The sequence below is a fragment of the Clostridiales bacterium FE2011 genome (assembly GCA_017569305.1).
Classification (GTDB): domain Bacteria; phylum Bacillota; class Clostridia; order Christensenellales; family Aristaeellaceae; genus Aristaeella.
Genome location: CP069418.1, coordinates 650,891 through 665,024, shown reverse-complemented (window position 1 = coordinate 665,024; position 14,134 = coordinate 650,891). Strand labels below are relative to the sequence as shown.

Genomic DNA, 14,134 nt, shown 5'->3' with positions numbered 1-14,134 from the left:
GAAGTTTTCTACAACTAAACAATGCAAAACCATATGAAAACGAAAAAAAAGCAAACAGCTTGCAAAAATGATGGCATAATAATACTGATAAGTAATCGTTGAAAGTGAGAATAATAGCCATGAAGAATTTAGTATATGATAGTTTATATAAATTCCTCGTTTCTTTAGGTATTATTCTCATTGTTTTCCCAATTGTTGCATTTGTTTTTCTATATAACGCAGAGCCTGTACTTATTAGTCAGGAGGATTATAATCTTCTCTCTGAGACCTCTAAGAATGTCCTTTCGCTGAAAGATTATCTTTCAGACACAATTCTCAAATTACCGTCATGGGTGCTTATTGTACCAATGTTATTAGGAATTGTTGCGTTAGGATTTGGATTAATATGGTGGAGAAAAACACAGAAGAAACTGGATGAAAAGCTTGACGAGGAAGTAAAAAAGGCGAAACTTGAGTCTAAATTCCAGCAAATGACAAATCAGGAGAAAGAAGAAAAGATACGCAATAAAGTTGAAGTAACAATTCTAGAACCGAATTCGGAGAAAAACGAGAATTCCAAGAATGACAATGATCATAATGAAGACGCAGAAGAAAAGCATGGGTCTGATCCTGATCAGACGCCAGATAGTTCTTCTTCCTCAGCTATCAACCCGGATAAACCATATACTGATATAGATGAATCAGGAAAAAGTGCAGAAAGGGAGGAAAAAGAGCAGGACGATAAAAAGAACCCAATTACAGATCCACTCAAAGAGTTTTATCAGAAAATAAGTGGCGCAGCAAATTATAGTACCTATGCACATGTTGAAGATTTGTTCTATGCATACTTGAAAAAGATGTATGCATCATATTATGCACCTATTCAACGCGATATGCGAATTAATAATCTCGATTATGATATTATTGGACTATCAAAGGATAATGATGTCGATCTAGTTGGACAAGTAATGTATTTCAAAGACAGCCATAAAATTCCACAACGTTTACGACTATTTGCGGAAAGAACACGTAGGACTATTGAGGATTACAAAAAGACTACCAATCGTACTCAAAGATACATATTATTGATTGTAACAGATAATGAAATATCAACACAGGAAACAGAAAAATATAAGATGTTGTTCCAAGAGTATAATGGCTCTTCTAGCGTGGAATTAGTTTTTATGGATTTGAAAACATTGGAAAAATTGGCCAAAGACTAATATGCATAGGAGCAAGTCTTGGCCTAAAAGGATTAGATATCAATTATTGATATATCAAGATTCTTGGACACATTGATTTATGATCGAGGCTCAACTAATGGATGTCATCCTATATTTTGCGGGATCTAGTTTTTCAGTCGTCCGAAGAAAGTTGCCTGACACTGATGCCATAGAAAACAAAAATGCCGCTCGTCCACCAAACGAGCGGCAAGTCTATTTTATACACACATGAAATGGTTTCGCGGCGTTTGCGGGTTATGCCCGTATAAGAACACCGTTATCTTCGTTTTGTTTCCAATGATGATAGCGGCCATCAGGATCCTTGAATTCAATGTCATAGCCCCAGCAATCGGAGCTGCCGGCATTCTCACGGTCGCCATAATAATCCTGCGTAAGGATCTTGGCAACGGTAAAGGTATAACCCAGGGCGCGGATCTTGTCACCGGGCCTGATGCGGTTTGTGTCATTAAGCATTGCGTTTGTCCTCCTTTCAGAACAGGATGCCGGAAGCAATAACAAACAGCAGGAACGTGATTGTTCCTGCTGCGGCAGCGAAGGCGCACTCGGCGCGGGCTGTCATGGGTTTACGTGACCACTCGGCGGCCTTTTCCATCTTGCGTTGGAAGGCGATCCGGCGGTCGATAGGGCGTGTGGTGTTGGCTGTGTACTGCATGGTGTTTCTCCTTTCTGCCCTCGTAACCTCCGGGGCGGGATATTGTTAGTTCGGCAATCAGTGCGCTATACGCACATCGTCAATCTGCCAGGCACCACAGAATGTGTTACCTGCTTTTTCGCTTTCATCCATTTCCTCGAAACGTTCGCGGGCTTCTTCCTCGCTATCGGCTTCAATATCGACAGCGCCTTCAAGCATGTATGTGACGGTATACTTCATTCTTCGTCACCTCCTTCATAAGCCGGGTTGGGCACAAGTCCTTTAGGCGCAAAGGTGAAAAGATCATCTGCGTATTCAGCGAGGAAATCTGCGAAGGCAATGGGATGCTCTTCGGACAGCTGCACGAGGATCTGACAATCGCTTGGATCCGCGCTGTCGCTTTCGCCGTCACCGACCATATAGGTCATCACGTCACAGACCTCAATCTCACGGGCGTTACATTGCTCCTGGCAGAGTTCATCGAAAGCATCACTGTTGAGCAGATCATCCTGGCGAGCCACGATCCCGCCGCTGACATGCGGTCTTTCATCACCGGCTTCGATGCTGTGAAAAATGATGGAGCGGCGATCAAGGCCAAGCCAGCGCCACAGGAAATCCTTCACATCAGCAGCGTCATTGATCAAAATAGTCATTGTGCATCCTCCTTTCCGTCAGGGGCTTTCATGCGTACATCGATCACGGCATCCGGGAAGGCACGGGTGAACAGGTCAACGAGTAATGCCCACTGTCTGCAATGCTCGCGGTAGATTGTCAGATGCGTTATCTGTCCGTTGCTGTCGAACATGTTATGCTGAGTGCCATCGTCGCATTTTTTCAGACCGAGGCAGCGTTCTGCGTGAACCTTATCGCAGAAGAACCACGCCACGGTGTAGAGATCCTGGCCGTCTTCGACAAACTCATGGGTGACGATCATCAGCGCGTTGCCTTCGTAAAAGTTGCTTGTGTATTCCTGACCGTTGTATACCTGGGTGACGGTACCGGATTTTTCTTTGAAATCCCATGTTAATGCCATTACGCATTCCTCCTCATATTTGTGTCGGTCGGTTGGTCAGTGCTTGCCGCAAAGGGAAGATCGCTTGTGAGGATAGACAGCAGGGCTTGCCAGTGCAGCCTTTCCTGTTCCGCGTTGGACATATCATCCGGATGACAGTTGGGGTAATAGACAATGCCGGTTGCTGGATCCTTGTGGTAGACGCTGCGAAGATCCTGCCGGTTCAGTTCGTCAATTCGATCCCTGACATACCGGACAGCATGCTCTTTACGTGCGGCTTCGGTACAAATGATCATGGGCGATGCTCCTTTCTGCCCGCGTACCATGCCCACGGGCGGGCAACGGAATGATCCGGCGCCGTCAGTCCATCTGGTAATACACGCCGGACGGGATGCCGTCGCTATCCAGGCTCTTGCTGAAAGCTTCGGCCATTTGAGTACGCCTGTTTCCCTGGCCGGAGAGGAAACCCGTAATCACAAGGCAGTCCTCCCACTCGTAGCAGTGAAAGCCCAGGGATGTGATGGCCTGCTCCGCGGCGTCTTTGGTTATGCCATAGGATTTGTAATCGAGGACGGGAGCGTCAAAGTTGCAGGTGCCGCCGTCATCGTCCTCCGCATGTTCCATGCTGGCGACAGTGGCGCGGCGCAGCGCACGGATCAGTTTGTCCTCTGCGGTGAGAACTTCGGTGCTTTCGCAATAGAGCGAAGCAAACATTTCCGGCGACATGTTCACGCACGGCTTATGGCTGCTTTCCTCGTCTTTGACCAGCGTAAGACCTGGGGTAATCTCATGCTGATTGGATTCGGTGTTATGGGAAGTGATGATCTGATTAATCATGGCGTTATTCCTCCGTTTCGTTTACTTGCTTCAGGTACTCTTTACGTGCTGCTAAATATGCATTGCGCTGCGTTTCGGTGAAGTTGAGCTGATCAAAGTAATTGTCCAGTTCGGTCTTGGTGCCGTCATGCGCAAATTGAAGGTTTCCGAAAGCGCTTAACGTGTCATAATCCGCCTGATAGTTGATGCAGTATTCGTGGTTGTACATCTCGCTAATGAAGGCTTTCTTCAGCACGTCAAAATCGCTTTGACATTCATGCCACGCCTTTTCCAGCGCGATATGAAGAGCCAGGTGATGCTCGATGAAGGCGGGATCATCGAAGTATGCGAAGCAAACAGGGTTGTAATGCATTGAGGCGGTCTGCCGTTTGAAGGCTGCCTGCTGTTCCTTGGTGGGGTTGATGGCGTAGAAGATCGAAACGTGATGACGGCGCATGCCATAATAGTTGTGCAGGAACTCGGATTTGCGCTTGTATTCGTCATAGCTATGTACGGGTGATGTGATCTCAGCCTCGGTAAAGAGCTTGCTTTCCGCGTAACGGATCAGCCGGGCTTTCAGACCTTCACGGTCAGGGTCCAGCCCTCGGAAGTGAAGCTCGTAATCATTGGCGTGATAGACATGCATACCATCCATGAACACGAGCGTGCTATAACCGAAATAGCCGCCGAAGTCTACGAAGTAGACGGTATGCTCCTTGATCTGCATGGATTCTTGCGCGATCTTGCGCGCTTCATCCTCGGATAAGGCCTCGATCATGCTGATTGTCCAATCTTTTTCGATTGTGGTGTTGGCGTTCATTGTGTTGTCCTCCTTATTGTGTGATGAATATTTACGCGCCTTTTCTGACAGGCGGGTATGCATAACGGGCGTTGGGCATGGGCGCTTTTCCGTGATACTGCTTTTTGATCTCGTCATAGCGAGCCTGCTCTTTTTCGTTCAGGTACTCACCGCGATTGATCATGTCGCGTATGTAGGAGTGGACCGAAACCCAGCTCAGCTGAAGCTCCTCATGGGAGTGACAGATCCAGATCCTCATGCCTTTTCCGTCATAGTCCACGAAGCCGCTTGCTCCGCACTTGAGAGTGTGAGAGTGTCCGGATATGCCGTGTTCCTCTTTGAGGAACGCTTTTGCATCGGATGAGGTGGGATTGTGAGCATAGAGTGCTGCGATACGGATTTTGCGGTCCGATACATAGTTGTCCGAGCCATGGAGCGCGTAGCATATTTCCTCGGAGTCGATGTTCACCTTGGCTGGCAAAATGGTTTTAGTCCGTTTTTCGGTTTCCGTGGCTTTCACGGGCGTTGTGGGCTTGATGGGTGCTGCGTCCTTGGCTGGATCCGGATCGGCTTTTGTTTCTGCCTTCGCGCTATCGGCATACATCGTGATGAAATAGCCGCCGTCAGCAAGGCCGATATGCTTGGCAAAGATCCAAAGCGATTCAGGATCTTTGTAACCGGGGATCGTGCGCTCAATCCAGCACTCACGATCACGTGACCATTTGAATTCCCTCCAAATGGCCTGCTTGGTTTCGTCATCATAGGCCTTGTAGGTGGGCTTCGTGATGTGAAGTTCAAGCTTGCCGGTATCGAGGTTGTGGACAAAATAATCCGCGGGCGTTATGTCTGTGTCCTGTGTTTGAAGGATCGGCAGGAACATTGCTGTGAACTGTTCCGGCGTGAGGGTCAGGGGTTCAGGCGTGGTGTTGGTTTTCATGGTGTATTCCTCCTTATGCGTTGTTATTTGCAAGCCATGCTCCCAGGAATGACGCGAAATCGTCAGGTTCGAAAGTCAATGGCTGATGCAACATGATGAAGAATTGTTCCGGGGTGATTTTTTTGCAGGACGGCCACTCGTCAGCTTTGTCCAGCTTGCGTGTGCCGGGCTTGTTGCCCACGACCAGGAGTGTTGTGGAAGCTGGCATAGCATCAAATGCTTTGCCGCCGTTTTCCTGAACGGCTTTGATTGCTTCACTCCGTGTCATGCCGGGCAACGTGCCGGTGAAGGAAACGGATTGTCCAAGGAAAGCATTGTTGCCGCAGCGCGTGATGATCTTTATGGGAGATTCTGCCGGCGCTTCCGGCGGTTCATCAGCCGGTTCGCTGGCCGGTGAATTATCCCCGGAATGATCTATCGGCGGTTGCATTTTGCGCGGACGGCCAGGCTTGCGTTTGGGGACTGCATCATTAGCGGCCTTCTTTGCTTCCTTTGCTGCTGCAATATCCGCGTTATGCTGGCGAATAGCTTCACGCCGTGCTGCTTCGCGTGATTCTTTGGCAGCAATCTTGCGCTTCATTTCAGCCTTTTCCTTATGCGCGTCAATAAACGCCTTGATACAGGGAATGAGCAGAATAATAAGGCCGGGGAGGTAAAGATAACCGTACTTCATGGTGCAGTCCTTTCTGCCCGCGTACTATGCCCACGGGCGGGCGGATGATTTCAGCGCGTTTGGGTTGTTAACGGCCTTTGACACGATAATCAATGTCGCCGTGCTGGATCATGCTGTATGTCCGGTCACCGGCAACAATGATGTGATCGAGCACGAGAATACTTACGCCGTTGAGCAGGCGCTGAAGCTGTAATGTCGAGCTGATATCCTCCGGCGAAGGCGCCATTGTTCCGCCCGGGTGGTTGTGCGTGAGAAGGATCGAGTGGGCGTTATAATTCAGCGCCGTCTCCATGACAATCCGCGGATAGGCGGAGACTTCGGACAGGGAACCATCGGAGATCTTGCGCTTTCCGAGCACTTCGCACCGTGCGTTCAGGCACACAACCCAGAACTGCTCGTTGCGGATGCCGGTGAGCAATGACAGGCAGAATGATTCGGCTTCACGGCTGTTGGCAATCTTGAGTGGCTGATCCATATCACGGCGTTTCCAGGCCTTCATAACGGGGATAAATGATGCAATCAGGTTGGCCGTTTTCACGCCGATGCCGTTCACGGTGAGCAGCTGTTCGGGGCGTGCTTCGAGAACGTTTTTCAGCGAGCCGAAATAGTCCAGCAGCGTATTGGCAACGCGATCCCTGTAACGTGCGGCGGATAAGGTGAGAATGAAACTGAGAACCTGCAGATCATCGAGGTCAGGGGCGTTTTCGCGGAATGTCACGATATCGGGCGTGGCGTTGGCGAGAGGGGAGGAAGCGTTTGTGAATAATTCCGGGGCGTCAAAGTCCATTGCGAGTTGTCCAGGGATGATGTTCGTGATCGTGGTGTTGGCGTTCATTGTGTTGTCCTCCTTCAATGTTGTGCCCGGTCTATTGCCCGGCCGGGAGGGTAATTGAATTGATTAGGCGGCGTTGTGCTTTGTGTATTCGCGTACATGCAGATCACGCACGACACTTTCAAACTGTTCGGGTTCGATGCAAAATAGCGGTTCGAAAATAAGGCGTGCTGCATATTTCCGCAGCGTTGCTTTAGCGAGCGTTTCGCAGGCGTTGTAATACGCTTCGGTGAATGTGGCTTTTTCGGCCTCATCCGTTGCCTTGTCAAGGCTCTCTTTTGTGGCAGCTTTGGCAACCAGGGCAGCGCGTACCGCTTCCATCGCTTCGTCATAATCCTTATGCGCCTGCATAATGATCTGGTGGCGTTCCTGGGATTCCTGCCGATTCTGCTCGTCTTTGGCTTCCTGTGCTTCAATCGCTTTGCGCTCGTCATCATTGGCAGGCGGTTCCGGAATCTTGTCGGCACTGCTCCGAAGCGGCAGGATAACACCATCACCGCTATCGCATGTGATTACGAGTGGCCTTATGAGGGTGTTCCAGAATATTGTGTCGGCGTTCGGAAATATCGTGGCGGCGTCAAGCAGGAGAAGTGCATTGACGTTCGGAGCATGAGGTCCAAAATCCCAAGCTGGTTCAAAATTGCTCCGGCGGCGTCCTGTGTACTTTGTGCGCTCAATCGCTATGAATTCGCGTAACTCCTTTACGCTTGGCATAGGCAGCGGTTTCCAGCCCTGAAGGCTTGCAGGGAAAATGCGGTCGAGGTCAATGGCCTCACCGGCTTCGTCAGGCCGTTCCGGCAGGGGCAAATGATTTTTCAGCCGGTATGCTACGTACCCGTTGCAGACGCATTGACGCCCCTGGGGGTCAATCCACGGATAGGCAAGGTTCATGCGATTGTCCTTCTTTGTGACGGCCAGGATTTTCTCAATCACTTTGACAGCGTTGCCAACTCCTTTGGAGTTGGCAATTTCGGTGCGGATTTGTGCTTCGAGATCGTTACGAAGGGCATCGAGCGTTTCACGCGGGGAACACCGGTCATCGAAAAGGGCAATTGCTTCATTGACGCGGGCGAGGATATCTTGTGTGCGCATATTTGCGGCTCCTTCCTGCTTGCGTAGCAAGCACAAATGATTTGTGGCCGTTGGTCTGAAAGACCAACGCATAAAAGCGACCGCCCTCTTTTGAGGGCGGCCAATAACGGCGAATGTGCCGGGAATGGTTTCGTTGCGTAGCACCGCCCGCCCTCACTTGAGGGCGGTCAGGGTGGCGGCCAGCTCCTTCGCGGCGCGGTACGCCTTGCACGTGAGCTTCTTGTTCCAGGTCTTGAGGGCGGCGCTGAAATAGAACCCGGCGGACTCAACGGCGGCCTTCTGCTTTGCAGAAGGTGTGCCTGTGAAACTCACCCTCGTGCGCTGGGTCGCCTGGTCGAACGTGATCGCCCAGCCCTTACCCGTGATGGAGGTGCCGATCCAGCCTTTGCCGGCGGGCTCAACCTGCTTTGCAGGTTCGGCCTTCGGGGCGGCTTTGGGCTGCTTTGCAGCCTTCACGGGGGCAACGGGCTTGGCTTCAGCCTTCGGCTGCTTTGCAGCCGGGGTAGCGGCCTTGGGCTGCTTCGCAGCCTTCGCCGGAGCAACGGGCTTGGGTTCAGCCTTCGGCTGCTCCGCAACCGGGGCGGCTTTGGGCTCAGCCTTCGGCTGCTCTGCAGCCGCATTGGCCATGGCGGCCTCAAAGGCGGCGTGGTACAACGGGTTGCTGGTGCCGATGTGGATCCGGCACGAAGTGCCGCCGATCTTCGCGAAGGCGTAGACGTCGCCGCTCTTGCGGGATACGCTGTACGAGCAAGCGAACGTGAACCCGTCGAGCGTGATCGTGGTCGGCGCAAAGCGCCAACCGGCATTGTCCGGGCTGACGGGGACGGCCTTCGGCCGTTTTGCGGCGGTGGCCTTCGGGGCGGTGGTGGCGGTGGTGTTGGCGGTGGTCTTCATGTGTGTGCTCCTTCCTGCGCTCTGTGGCGCTGTCGAGTGTGTGTCCGGCGGGCCGATCGGCCTTCGCCGGGCCGCCGTGGCCGGTTGGCTCTGGCGGCATAAACAGCTTGCCACAAGGCGGCGACCTTTGCAAATCGCCAAGTTTCCCCGTAGGGGAAACTTCAGGAATACAACAACGATAAACTTTTTTACGTAGTAAAAAAGTTATATCGTGTTGAGAAGAATTTTTTTGCCCTTTTTTTATTCACTTTTTTACTTCGTAAAAAAGTGAATAACTTTTCGACTCCGGCAGTGATGCCAGCTGTGCCAGGATTCAGTCAATATCCCCTAAAGGGGATATTGGGTCGCGCGTGTACTTTTAATGGGCCGAAGCTGCCGGGTCGGTCCGGCTTCGGTCTATTAGCGTGCTGCGTGCGCAACCCGCAATTCCCCGTAAGGGGAATTGGACGGTGGTTTGACTGCTGGATCCGGCGGTCTGTCCCTTCTATTCCGCGCATATATGCGACTCTCAACCCCGAAGGGGTTGGCCTCATGTGGCATAACGCCAACTTCAACCCCGAAGGGGTTGCCGGTTTTTATCGACAGGTCAAAGCGTATGAGCCTCATCCCCCGATAGGGGGATGAAGGGCAAAGTTTATCCAAAATGATCAGCCCCTTAAGGGGCTGCGGTTGATGTTGAGGCAACAAGGTTCAATCCCCCTGAAAGGGGGATTGTCGCCTTGCTTAAACAGCATTGTTGCCAGGCAACTCAGCCCCTTTAGGGGCTGGTAGTGGGTTTGAGCAGCATGGAGCTCAACCCCGAAGGGGTTGCTGATCTGTCGGAGCAGGCTGTTTGGCGAAATGATATAAACCCGAAGGGTTTATCGGTCAAAGGGTGCTTTGCGGATTCAGCCCCTTTGGGGCTGGCTTCGCAACGTAATGCATGAGGTCAACCCCTATGGGGTTGGCGATTGGTCGGAAGTCAGGGCATCAGCCCCTATGGGGCTGGCCTCGCAACGTGTAGCATGGGGTCAACCCCTTTGGGGTTGGCGGTCTGTCGGTTGCCAGGACTTCAGCCCCTTTGGGGCTGGCCTCTGCCTGGGAGCAGGATCTTCAGCCCCTTTGGGGCTGGCGGTTTGGAGACAGCCGGAAAATCAGCCCCTATGGGGCTGGCCTCGCAATGCGTTACGTGGAGTTAAACCACGAAAGCAGTTGCTTTGCAACAGCTTTCGCGGTTTAAAGCGGCGAACCGTTCCCGGTCCGGTCACAGTACCGAAGGTACTGTGACCGGGAGGAAAACCCTTTGCGGGCGCTTGCGACGCACGGATTCACTAAAAAATTTGTTTTTTTTATTAGTTTCATTCATCTGATATGTCACAAAAAAGATCTCGCGCGTGCGCACGCGCGATTAATTTGTGAGAATAGAAAAAAACCGACCGAAAAAGACGATCGGTTTTCCAGGACAAACGTGAAATCGGGTAATATGAATTATTTCATGTTGTATACTTTTGTTGACTATATTTCCAGAGAAAGCCACCAGCTGTTTTTTGCTTGCCTTTGAGTGCATCTGATATGCTTTTGACATTGATTTGCAATGATCGACCGGCTGAACGTATAGATGAAAATGTCTGTATATAATTTCCGTTTGTATCATATTGATCAATAGATTTGGGTTGGAAATCTGATGCTGATTTTATTGATGTAACGGGAGCAATTTGCATGGGTGAATCTTGACGATTCTCTCGTCTCCAGATATAACCACCAGCCACATTACGTTGACCATTGATACATTTCCATATACTGGATACAGATATGGAATTTTGAACGGAAGCGTCTGATACATTATTATACTGTGTCAAGTATTCACCAGAGACACTATATTTCCGGATTACGATCTTTGATGTTCTATGTTCAGTTTCATGTGATGGTAGATTTAATATAGGAGCCATGTCTACACCATTAGGAGCAGGTGACTTCATGGCAATATCTTCCTTATCCCGGTAAGGACGTATTCCATGTTCTTTGATGAAAGCATCGACTGAATTCTCATTAATGAGTGTTTCATAGGACCAATAAAGAATTGTTATCCCTTGTTCTGCAGCTTTAGCTTTTTTAATTCTATCCAGCTCCATACGATATTTATAATCATCTTCTCCACCAAAGAAATCAATGCTTTTATAGTGTTGTTCACCTTGATATTCAATTCCAATCTTTCTGGTGGGAAGATATATATCCAGACTTTGTGCGTTTAGCCAATCAGCACGGTATTGATATATTGCATTGGAGACTCTTTGTTGAATCATTCGATATAGTCTGTACTCATTGACCCATTTTGTTGGAATACGATCCTCTTTTTTCATCTGCTGATATAGTTTATCTGTTCTGCTTTTCCATTGTTTCTTTATGGCATTAAATATTGGTGTTAGAACGTATCCACGTAAAACAAATTTCTGTGAATCGGTTGTTACATGCCTGGAAATGTTGATTTGCAGCATATAAAAAATATAGAAGATGCGATCCTGACTAGATAGGTATTCTGCAATTTTTTTCATGTATGGTCTTTCCTCATCATTGTGAGCAAAAAGGCTGTACATCATAATCATATTATCTACTTGATCGCCAGAAAAAGTAACATAGTATACTGGACGCTCTTCGTCCAAGGAAACACTTTTTGCACATTGGGCTAACTTGGCACCACAATAATATGTCTTGTCATATGATGCTCCAATATGGAAAGTAAAGAGTTTTTCAGTATCATTTTTTTTGCTAGGGAATGAAGATGCATACTGTACTATGTTTTCCAGAAGGGAAACAGAGTATAACAAATAATCAGCGGATTCATCGTCTGCTTTTCGAACAATTGTGTTTAAGTCTATGTCTATACCAAAGGAACGTATCTGATCAAGACATTTCCATAATCTCTGTATTATTGGAGAGTTGGATTCAGCCAAACTTTCTTCGCCTTTGTTTGCAACAAAAGATCGATATGGTGATATATTTGCTATGGTTATGAGTTCAATATTGTCATGTGTTAATTCCGGCACTTCAGCGATGGCGATTTGTGTCCATTTTTTATCGCAGGTTATGTTTTCCAGTTCTGTTAATTTTGCACTTGTGGCGTCAATATAATGGATATCATGTGCGTAAAGATCATATTTGTTGCGTGCGGGAATGGTGTGTGTATAAATAACATCATCTTTGCTATTTCTGGAAGAGAATTCTAAGGTGTATGTTGAGAAGAACATCCTATAAGCACTGTATCGCTCAATAACACCAGCCCAAATAGGACAACCATTAACGGTGAAGAACCACTGCTTGTGAACATAAAATTTTATATTCCCATTGAAAAAGGCTGGTTCATTAATTGCTGAAACCAATTTGATTTCACATAGGTCATTTATAAAATAATGTGTTTTCTCCAAATGATGGAAAAGATCAAATGCCTTGCCAAGAAAGATGGCTTGACCATCGGTTATGTAAAACTTTGCAATTGATTCATCAAGATAGACTATGCCCCAAGAAGAAAAAGAGACTGGTATCCATTGATTGGATTTGACATTATATACTTGGAAGTCTACATTGTTATGATCTGGCGATTCCATATCTGCACAATACATGTAGAATCCAATAGGACAATCAAAACCAATGGTATATTCAGTGCCTGGGTAATAAAGTTTTTTTTCCATGCAGCCCTCGCATTAAATCAAATATGTTTAATGTAATTGTAACTACATGTTATTTTATAATGCTTCGCGGGAGTATGCAACCAAATATACCTTTGACAAAAATGAACTTGGGTTCGGATTTGAATCGATACGCCCCGCGCGAATTGGGCACCTGCATTATTGCAGGTGCTTTTCCAATTACGCGCGGAGCTGGGTGGGATCCACCCGTTCGCTCAATCTACATACAGCCGCCTTGGAGCGGCGTCTGTACTTGTTTCGCGCTAACAAACTTAGGTCGCTTTCGCCTACAGCGATTATCCGCATCTTCAATAGTCGCAACTCCCCACTGGGGAGATTGTTCCTTTTCAGATGACCTCAGAATCGATGAGATTTCTGCCACTGGCGGTCATCGGTTCTTCGCCCCCGCTGGGAAGACGCTTCCTTCGTTTGCCCGCTCCGCCAAAGAATGCCTGTCCCAATGGACAGGCATTTTGACTATGTTTCACATATAACAAGGAGACCGAGAACCGTCCCCTGTATCCTCCAGGGAAATGAACAGGGAAGAAAACGCTTTTCTTTCCCGTCATCCTTGAATATATCAGATCATTTTCAGCCTTTCGTGCATAACGCGCAAATCTTCCTCAGCCCCTTCCGGCTTAGGCCATTCTCCAGGGTTTCCCAGTCGATCCCCGATTTTTCTCGGGATTATGTGAACATGAAAATGAGGGAGAGACTGGCTAACGGGACTGTTGGCCGACATGATGTCGGCTCCGTCGTAACCGCAGTCTTCAATCAGATGTTTACTGATCTTCTGTACCATGGACCAAACCTTGCAAGCCACAGCTTCGGGACAATCTGTCACGTATCGATAGTGCTTCTTGGGTATAACAAGAATATGTCCGTCATAATCCTTCGAGATGTCCATGAACGCGAGAGCCTCATCATCTTCACAGATTCTGAGCCCTTGTATCTCACCGGAACCTATTTTGCAAAATACACAGTCTTCCATATTTTCCTTTCCACCTATAGGAAGATTATCTTCCGAGTTAAATGATTAAGCTTTTCCCGCAGCCCATTCGAGTATGATATCAGAATCGTAGCCATTAAGCTCACCGGGCAGTTCTGTGTGTTTAAAGAATCTGTGTTCCATGACCTCTTCGGGGTCATTCACAATTTTGCCTTCGAACTCCTTTGTGATAAATACGATGCCCGGTCCAAAAGTAACATCTCCATTGGGATATTCGATAATACGCTTTCGACCTGAGAGAAGCTTAAACACTTCCAGCTTTCCCAATGACAGTCCAGATTCTTCTTTAGCCTCACGTTTAACCGCTTCTTCAAAAGTCTCTCCCATTTCCATGGATCCGCCTATGATTGCCCAGCGACCATTGTCCCGGCGTTTTTGCAGCAATATCTCCCCATCGTTATTCTCGATGATTACGCCACATGCACAGCTCATGATCGGCGCATGCCCCACAAATTTGCGCATCTCCTTGATATAACCATTCTTTTTATAATAATCGATGTATTCGTCAACCGTCATGTTTTCCTCCATAACACGTAATATTCAAAGATATTTTT

The 14,134-nt window shown here is 48.4% G+C and carries 17 protein-coding genes; 1 reads left to right on the top strand and 16 read right to left on the bottom strand.

All coding sequences use genetic code 11. The features are described 5' to 3' along the window. The first annotated feature begins 119 nt into the window (after positions 1 to 119). A complete protein-coding gene (locus tag JRC49_03215; GenBank protein ID QTE71856.1) occupies positions 120 to 1,202 on the top strand; it encodes a hypothetical protein in 1,083 nt (360 codons plus the stop codon). Between the two features lie 255 nt (positions 1,203 to 1,457). Here JRC49_03215 and JRC49_03210 read toward each other — a convergent pair whose 3' ends face one another. From JRC49_03210 to JRC49_03135, 16 genes are all read right to left on the bottom strand, one after another. Next, positions 1,458 to 1,676 (bottom strand): hypothetical protein, encoded by a 219-nt coding sequence (locus tag JRC49_03210; protein ID QTE71855.1) that lies wholly within the window; start codon positions 1,674 to 1,676, stop codon positions 1,458 to 1,460. 16 nt (positions 1,677 to 1,692) lie between these two features. Next, a complete protein-coding gene (locus tag JRC49_03205; GenBank protein QTE71854.1) occupies positions 1,693 to 1,875 on the bottom strand; it encodes a hypothetical protein in 183 nt (60 codons plus the stop codon). A gap of 57 nt (positions 1,876 to 1,932) precedes the next feature. Beyond that, positions 1,933 to 2,094 carry a hypothetical protein gene (locus tag JRC49_03200; protein ID QTE71853.1) on the bottom strand — a complete coding sequence of 54 codons (162 nt, stop codon included), beginning with the start codon at positions 2,092 to 2,094 and terminating at the stop codon, positions 1,933 to 1,935. Beyond that, complete coding sequence (locus JRC49_03195; GenBank protein ID QTE71852.1) at positions 2,091 to 2,507, bottom strand: hypothetical protein; 417 nt, start codon at positions 2,505 to 2,507, stop codon at positions 2,091 to 2,093. The genes JRC49_03200 and JRC49_03195 overlap by 4 nt, the downstream gene beginning before the upstream one ends. After that, positions 2,504 to 2,887, bottom strand: a complete 384-nt coding sequence (locus JRC49_03190) for a hypothetical protein (protein QTE71851.1) — start codon at positions 2,885 to 2,887, stop codon at positions 2,504 to 2,506. The genes JRC49_03195 and JRC49_03190 overlap by 4 nt, the downstream gene beginning before the upstream one ends. Next, positions 2,887 to 3,162: a hypothetical protein gene (locus JRC49_03185; protein QTE71850.1), complete on the bottom strand. Its 276-nt coding sequence runs from the start codon at positions 3,160 to 3,162 to the stop codon at positions 2,887 to 2,889. The genes JRC49_03190 and JRC49_03185 overlap by 1 nt, the downstream gene beginning before the upstream one ends. A gap of 64 nt (positions 3,163 to 3,226) precedes the next feature. Then, entirely contained in the window at positions 3,227 to 3,703 is a 477-nt protein-coding gene (locus JRC49_03180; GenBank protein ID QTE71849.1) for a hypothetical protein, read from the bottom strand. 4 nt (positions 3,704 to 3,707) lie between these two features. Next, entirely contained in the window at positions 3,708 to 4,502 is a 795-nt protein-coding gene (locus JRC49_03175; protein ID QTE71848.1) for a hypothetical protein, read from the bottom strand. A gap of 31 nt (positions 4,503 to 4,533) precedes the next feature. Further along, entirely contained in the window at positions 4,534 to 5,418 is an 885-nt protein-coding gene (locus JRC49_03170) for a hypothetical protein (GenBank protein ID QTE71847.1), read from the bottom strand. Between the two features lie 13 nt (positions 5,419 to 5,431). Further along, positions 5,432 to 6,091 carry a BRCT domain-containing protein gene (locus JRC49_03165; GenBank protein ID QTE71846.1) on the bottom strand — a complete coding sequence of 220 codons (660 nt, stop codon included), beginning with the start codon at positions 6,089 to 6,091 and terminating at the stop codon, positions 5,432 to 5,434. Positions 6,092 to 6,158: 67 nt separating this feature from the next. Then, the gene (locus JRC49_03160; GenBank protein ID QTE71845.1) at positions 6,159 to 6,926 is read right to left on the bottom strand and encodes a hypothetical protein; all 768 of its coding nucleotides are present in this window, start codon (positions 6,924 to 6,926) and stop codon (positions 6,159 to 6,161) included. Between the two features lie 63 nt (positions 6,927 to 6,989). After that, complete coding sequence (locus JRC49_03155) at positions 6,990 to 8,015, bottom strand: hypothetical protein (protein QTE71844.1); 1,026 nt, start codon at positions 8,013 to 8,015, stop codon at positions 6,990 to 6,992. 153 nt (positions 8,016 to 8,168) lie between these two features. Next, positions 8,169 to 8,909 carry a hypothetical protein gene (locus JRC49_03150; GenBank protein ID QTE71843.1) on the bottom strand — a complete coding sequence of 247 codons (741 nt, stop codon included), beginning with the start codon at positions 8,907 to 8,909 and terminating at the stop codon, positions 8,169 to 8,171. Positions 8,910 to 10,381: 1,472 nt separating this feature from the next. Further along, entirely contained in the window at positions 10,382 to 12,574 is a 2,193-nt protein-coding gene (locus JRC49_03145) for a hypothetical protein (GenBank protein ID QTE71842.1), read from the bottom strand. 577 nt (positions 12,575 to 13,151) lie between these two features. Next, entirely contained in the window at positions 13,152 to 13,562 is a 411-nt protein-coding gene (locus JRC49_03140) for an HIT domain-containing protein (protein ID QTE71841.1), read from the bottom strand. Positions 13,563 to 13,607: 45 nt separating this feature from the next. Next, positions 13,608 to 14,108: an NUDIX domain-containing protein gene (locus tag JRC49_03135; GenBank protein ID QTE71840.1), complete on the bottom strand. Its 501-nt coding sequence runs from the start codon at positions 14,106 to 14,108 to the stop codon at positions 13,608 to 13,610. Between the last annotated feature and the right edge of the window lie 26 nt (positions 14,109 to 14,134).

Coding starts and splice junctions, on each gene's coding strand:
- JRC49_03145 (QTE71842.1), bottom strand. CDS start 12,574: ATGGAAAAAAAACTTTATTACCCAGGCACTGAATATACCATTGGTTTT.
- JRC49_03190 (QTE71851.1), bottom strand. CDS start 2,887: ATGGCATTAACATGGGATTTCAAAGAAAAATCCGGTACCGTCACCCAG.
- JRC49_03195 (QTE71852.1), bottom strand. CDS start 2,507: ATGACTATTTTGATCAATGACGCTGCTGATGTGAAGGATTTCCTGTGG.
- JRC49_03215 (QTE71856.1), top strand. CDS start 120: ATGAAGAATTTAGTATATGATAGTTTATATAAATTCCTCGTTTCTTTA.
- JRC49_03155 (QTE71844.1), bottom strand. CDS start 8,015: ATGCGCACACAAGATATCCTCGCCCGCGTCAATGAAGCAATTGCCCTT.
- JRC49_03170 (QTE71847.1), bottom strand. CDS start 5,418: ATGAAAACCAACACCACGCCTGAACCCCTGACCCTCACGCCGGAACAG.
- JRC49_03175 (QTE71848.1), bottom strand. CDS start 4,502: ATGAACGCCAACACCACAATCGAAAAAGATTGGACAATCAGCATGATC.
- JRC49_03210 (QTE71855.1), bottom strand. CDS start 1,676: ATGCTTAATGACACAAACCGCATCAGGCCCGGTGACAAGATCCGCGCC.
- JRC49_03135 (QTE71840.1), bottom strand. CDS start 14,108: ATGGAGGAAAACATGACGGTTGACGAATACATCGATTATTATAAAAAG.
- JRC49_03160 (QTE71845.1), bottom strand. CDS start 6,926: ATGAACGCCAACACCACGATCACGAACATCATCCCTGGACAACTCGCA.
- JRC49_03150 (QTE71843.1), bottom strand. CDS start 8,909: ATGAAGACCACCGCCAACACCACCGCCACCACCGCCCCGAAGGCCACC.
- JRC49_03140 (QTE71841.1), bottom strand. CDS start 13,562: ATGGAAGACTGTGTATTTTGCAAAATAGGTTCCGGTGAGATACAAGGG.
- JRC49_03165 (QTE71846.1), bottom strand. CDS start 6,091: ATGAAGTACGGTTATCTTTACCTCCCCGGCCTTATTATTCTGCTCATT.
- JRC49_03180 (QTE71849.1), bottom strand. CDS start 3,703: ATGATTAATCAGATCATCACTTCCCATAACACCGAATCCAATCAGCAT.
- JRC49_03205 (QTE71854.1), bottom strand. CDS start 1,875: ATGCAGTACACAGCCAACACCACACGCCCTATCGACCGCCGGATCGCC.
- JRC49_03185 (QTE71850.1), bottom strand. CDS start 3,162: ATGATCATTTGTACCGAAGCCGCACGTAAAGAGCATGCTGTCCGGTAT.
- JRC49_03200 (QTE71853.1), bottom strand. CDS start 2,094: ATGAAGTATACCGTCACATACATGCTTGAAGGCGCTGTCGATATTGAA.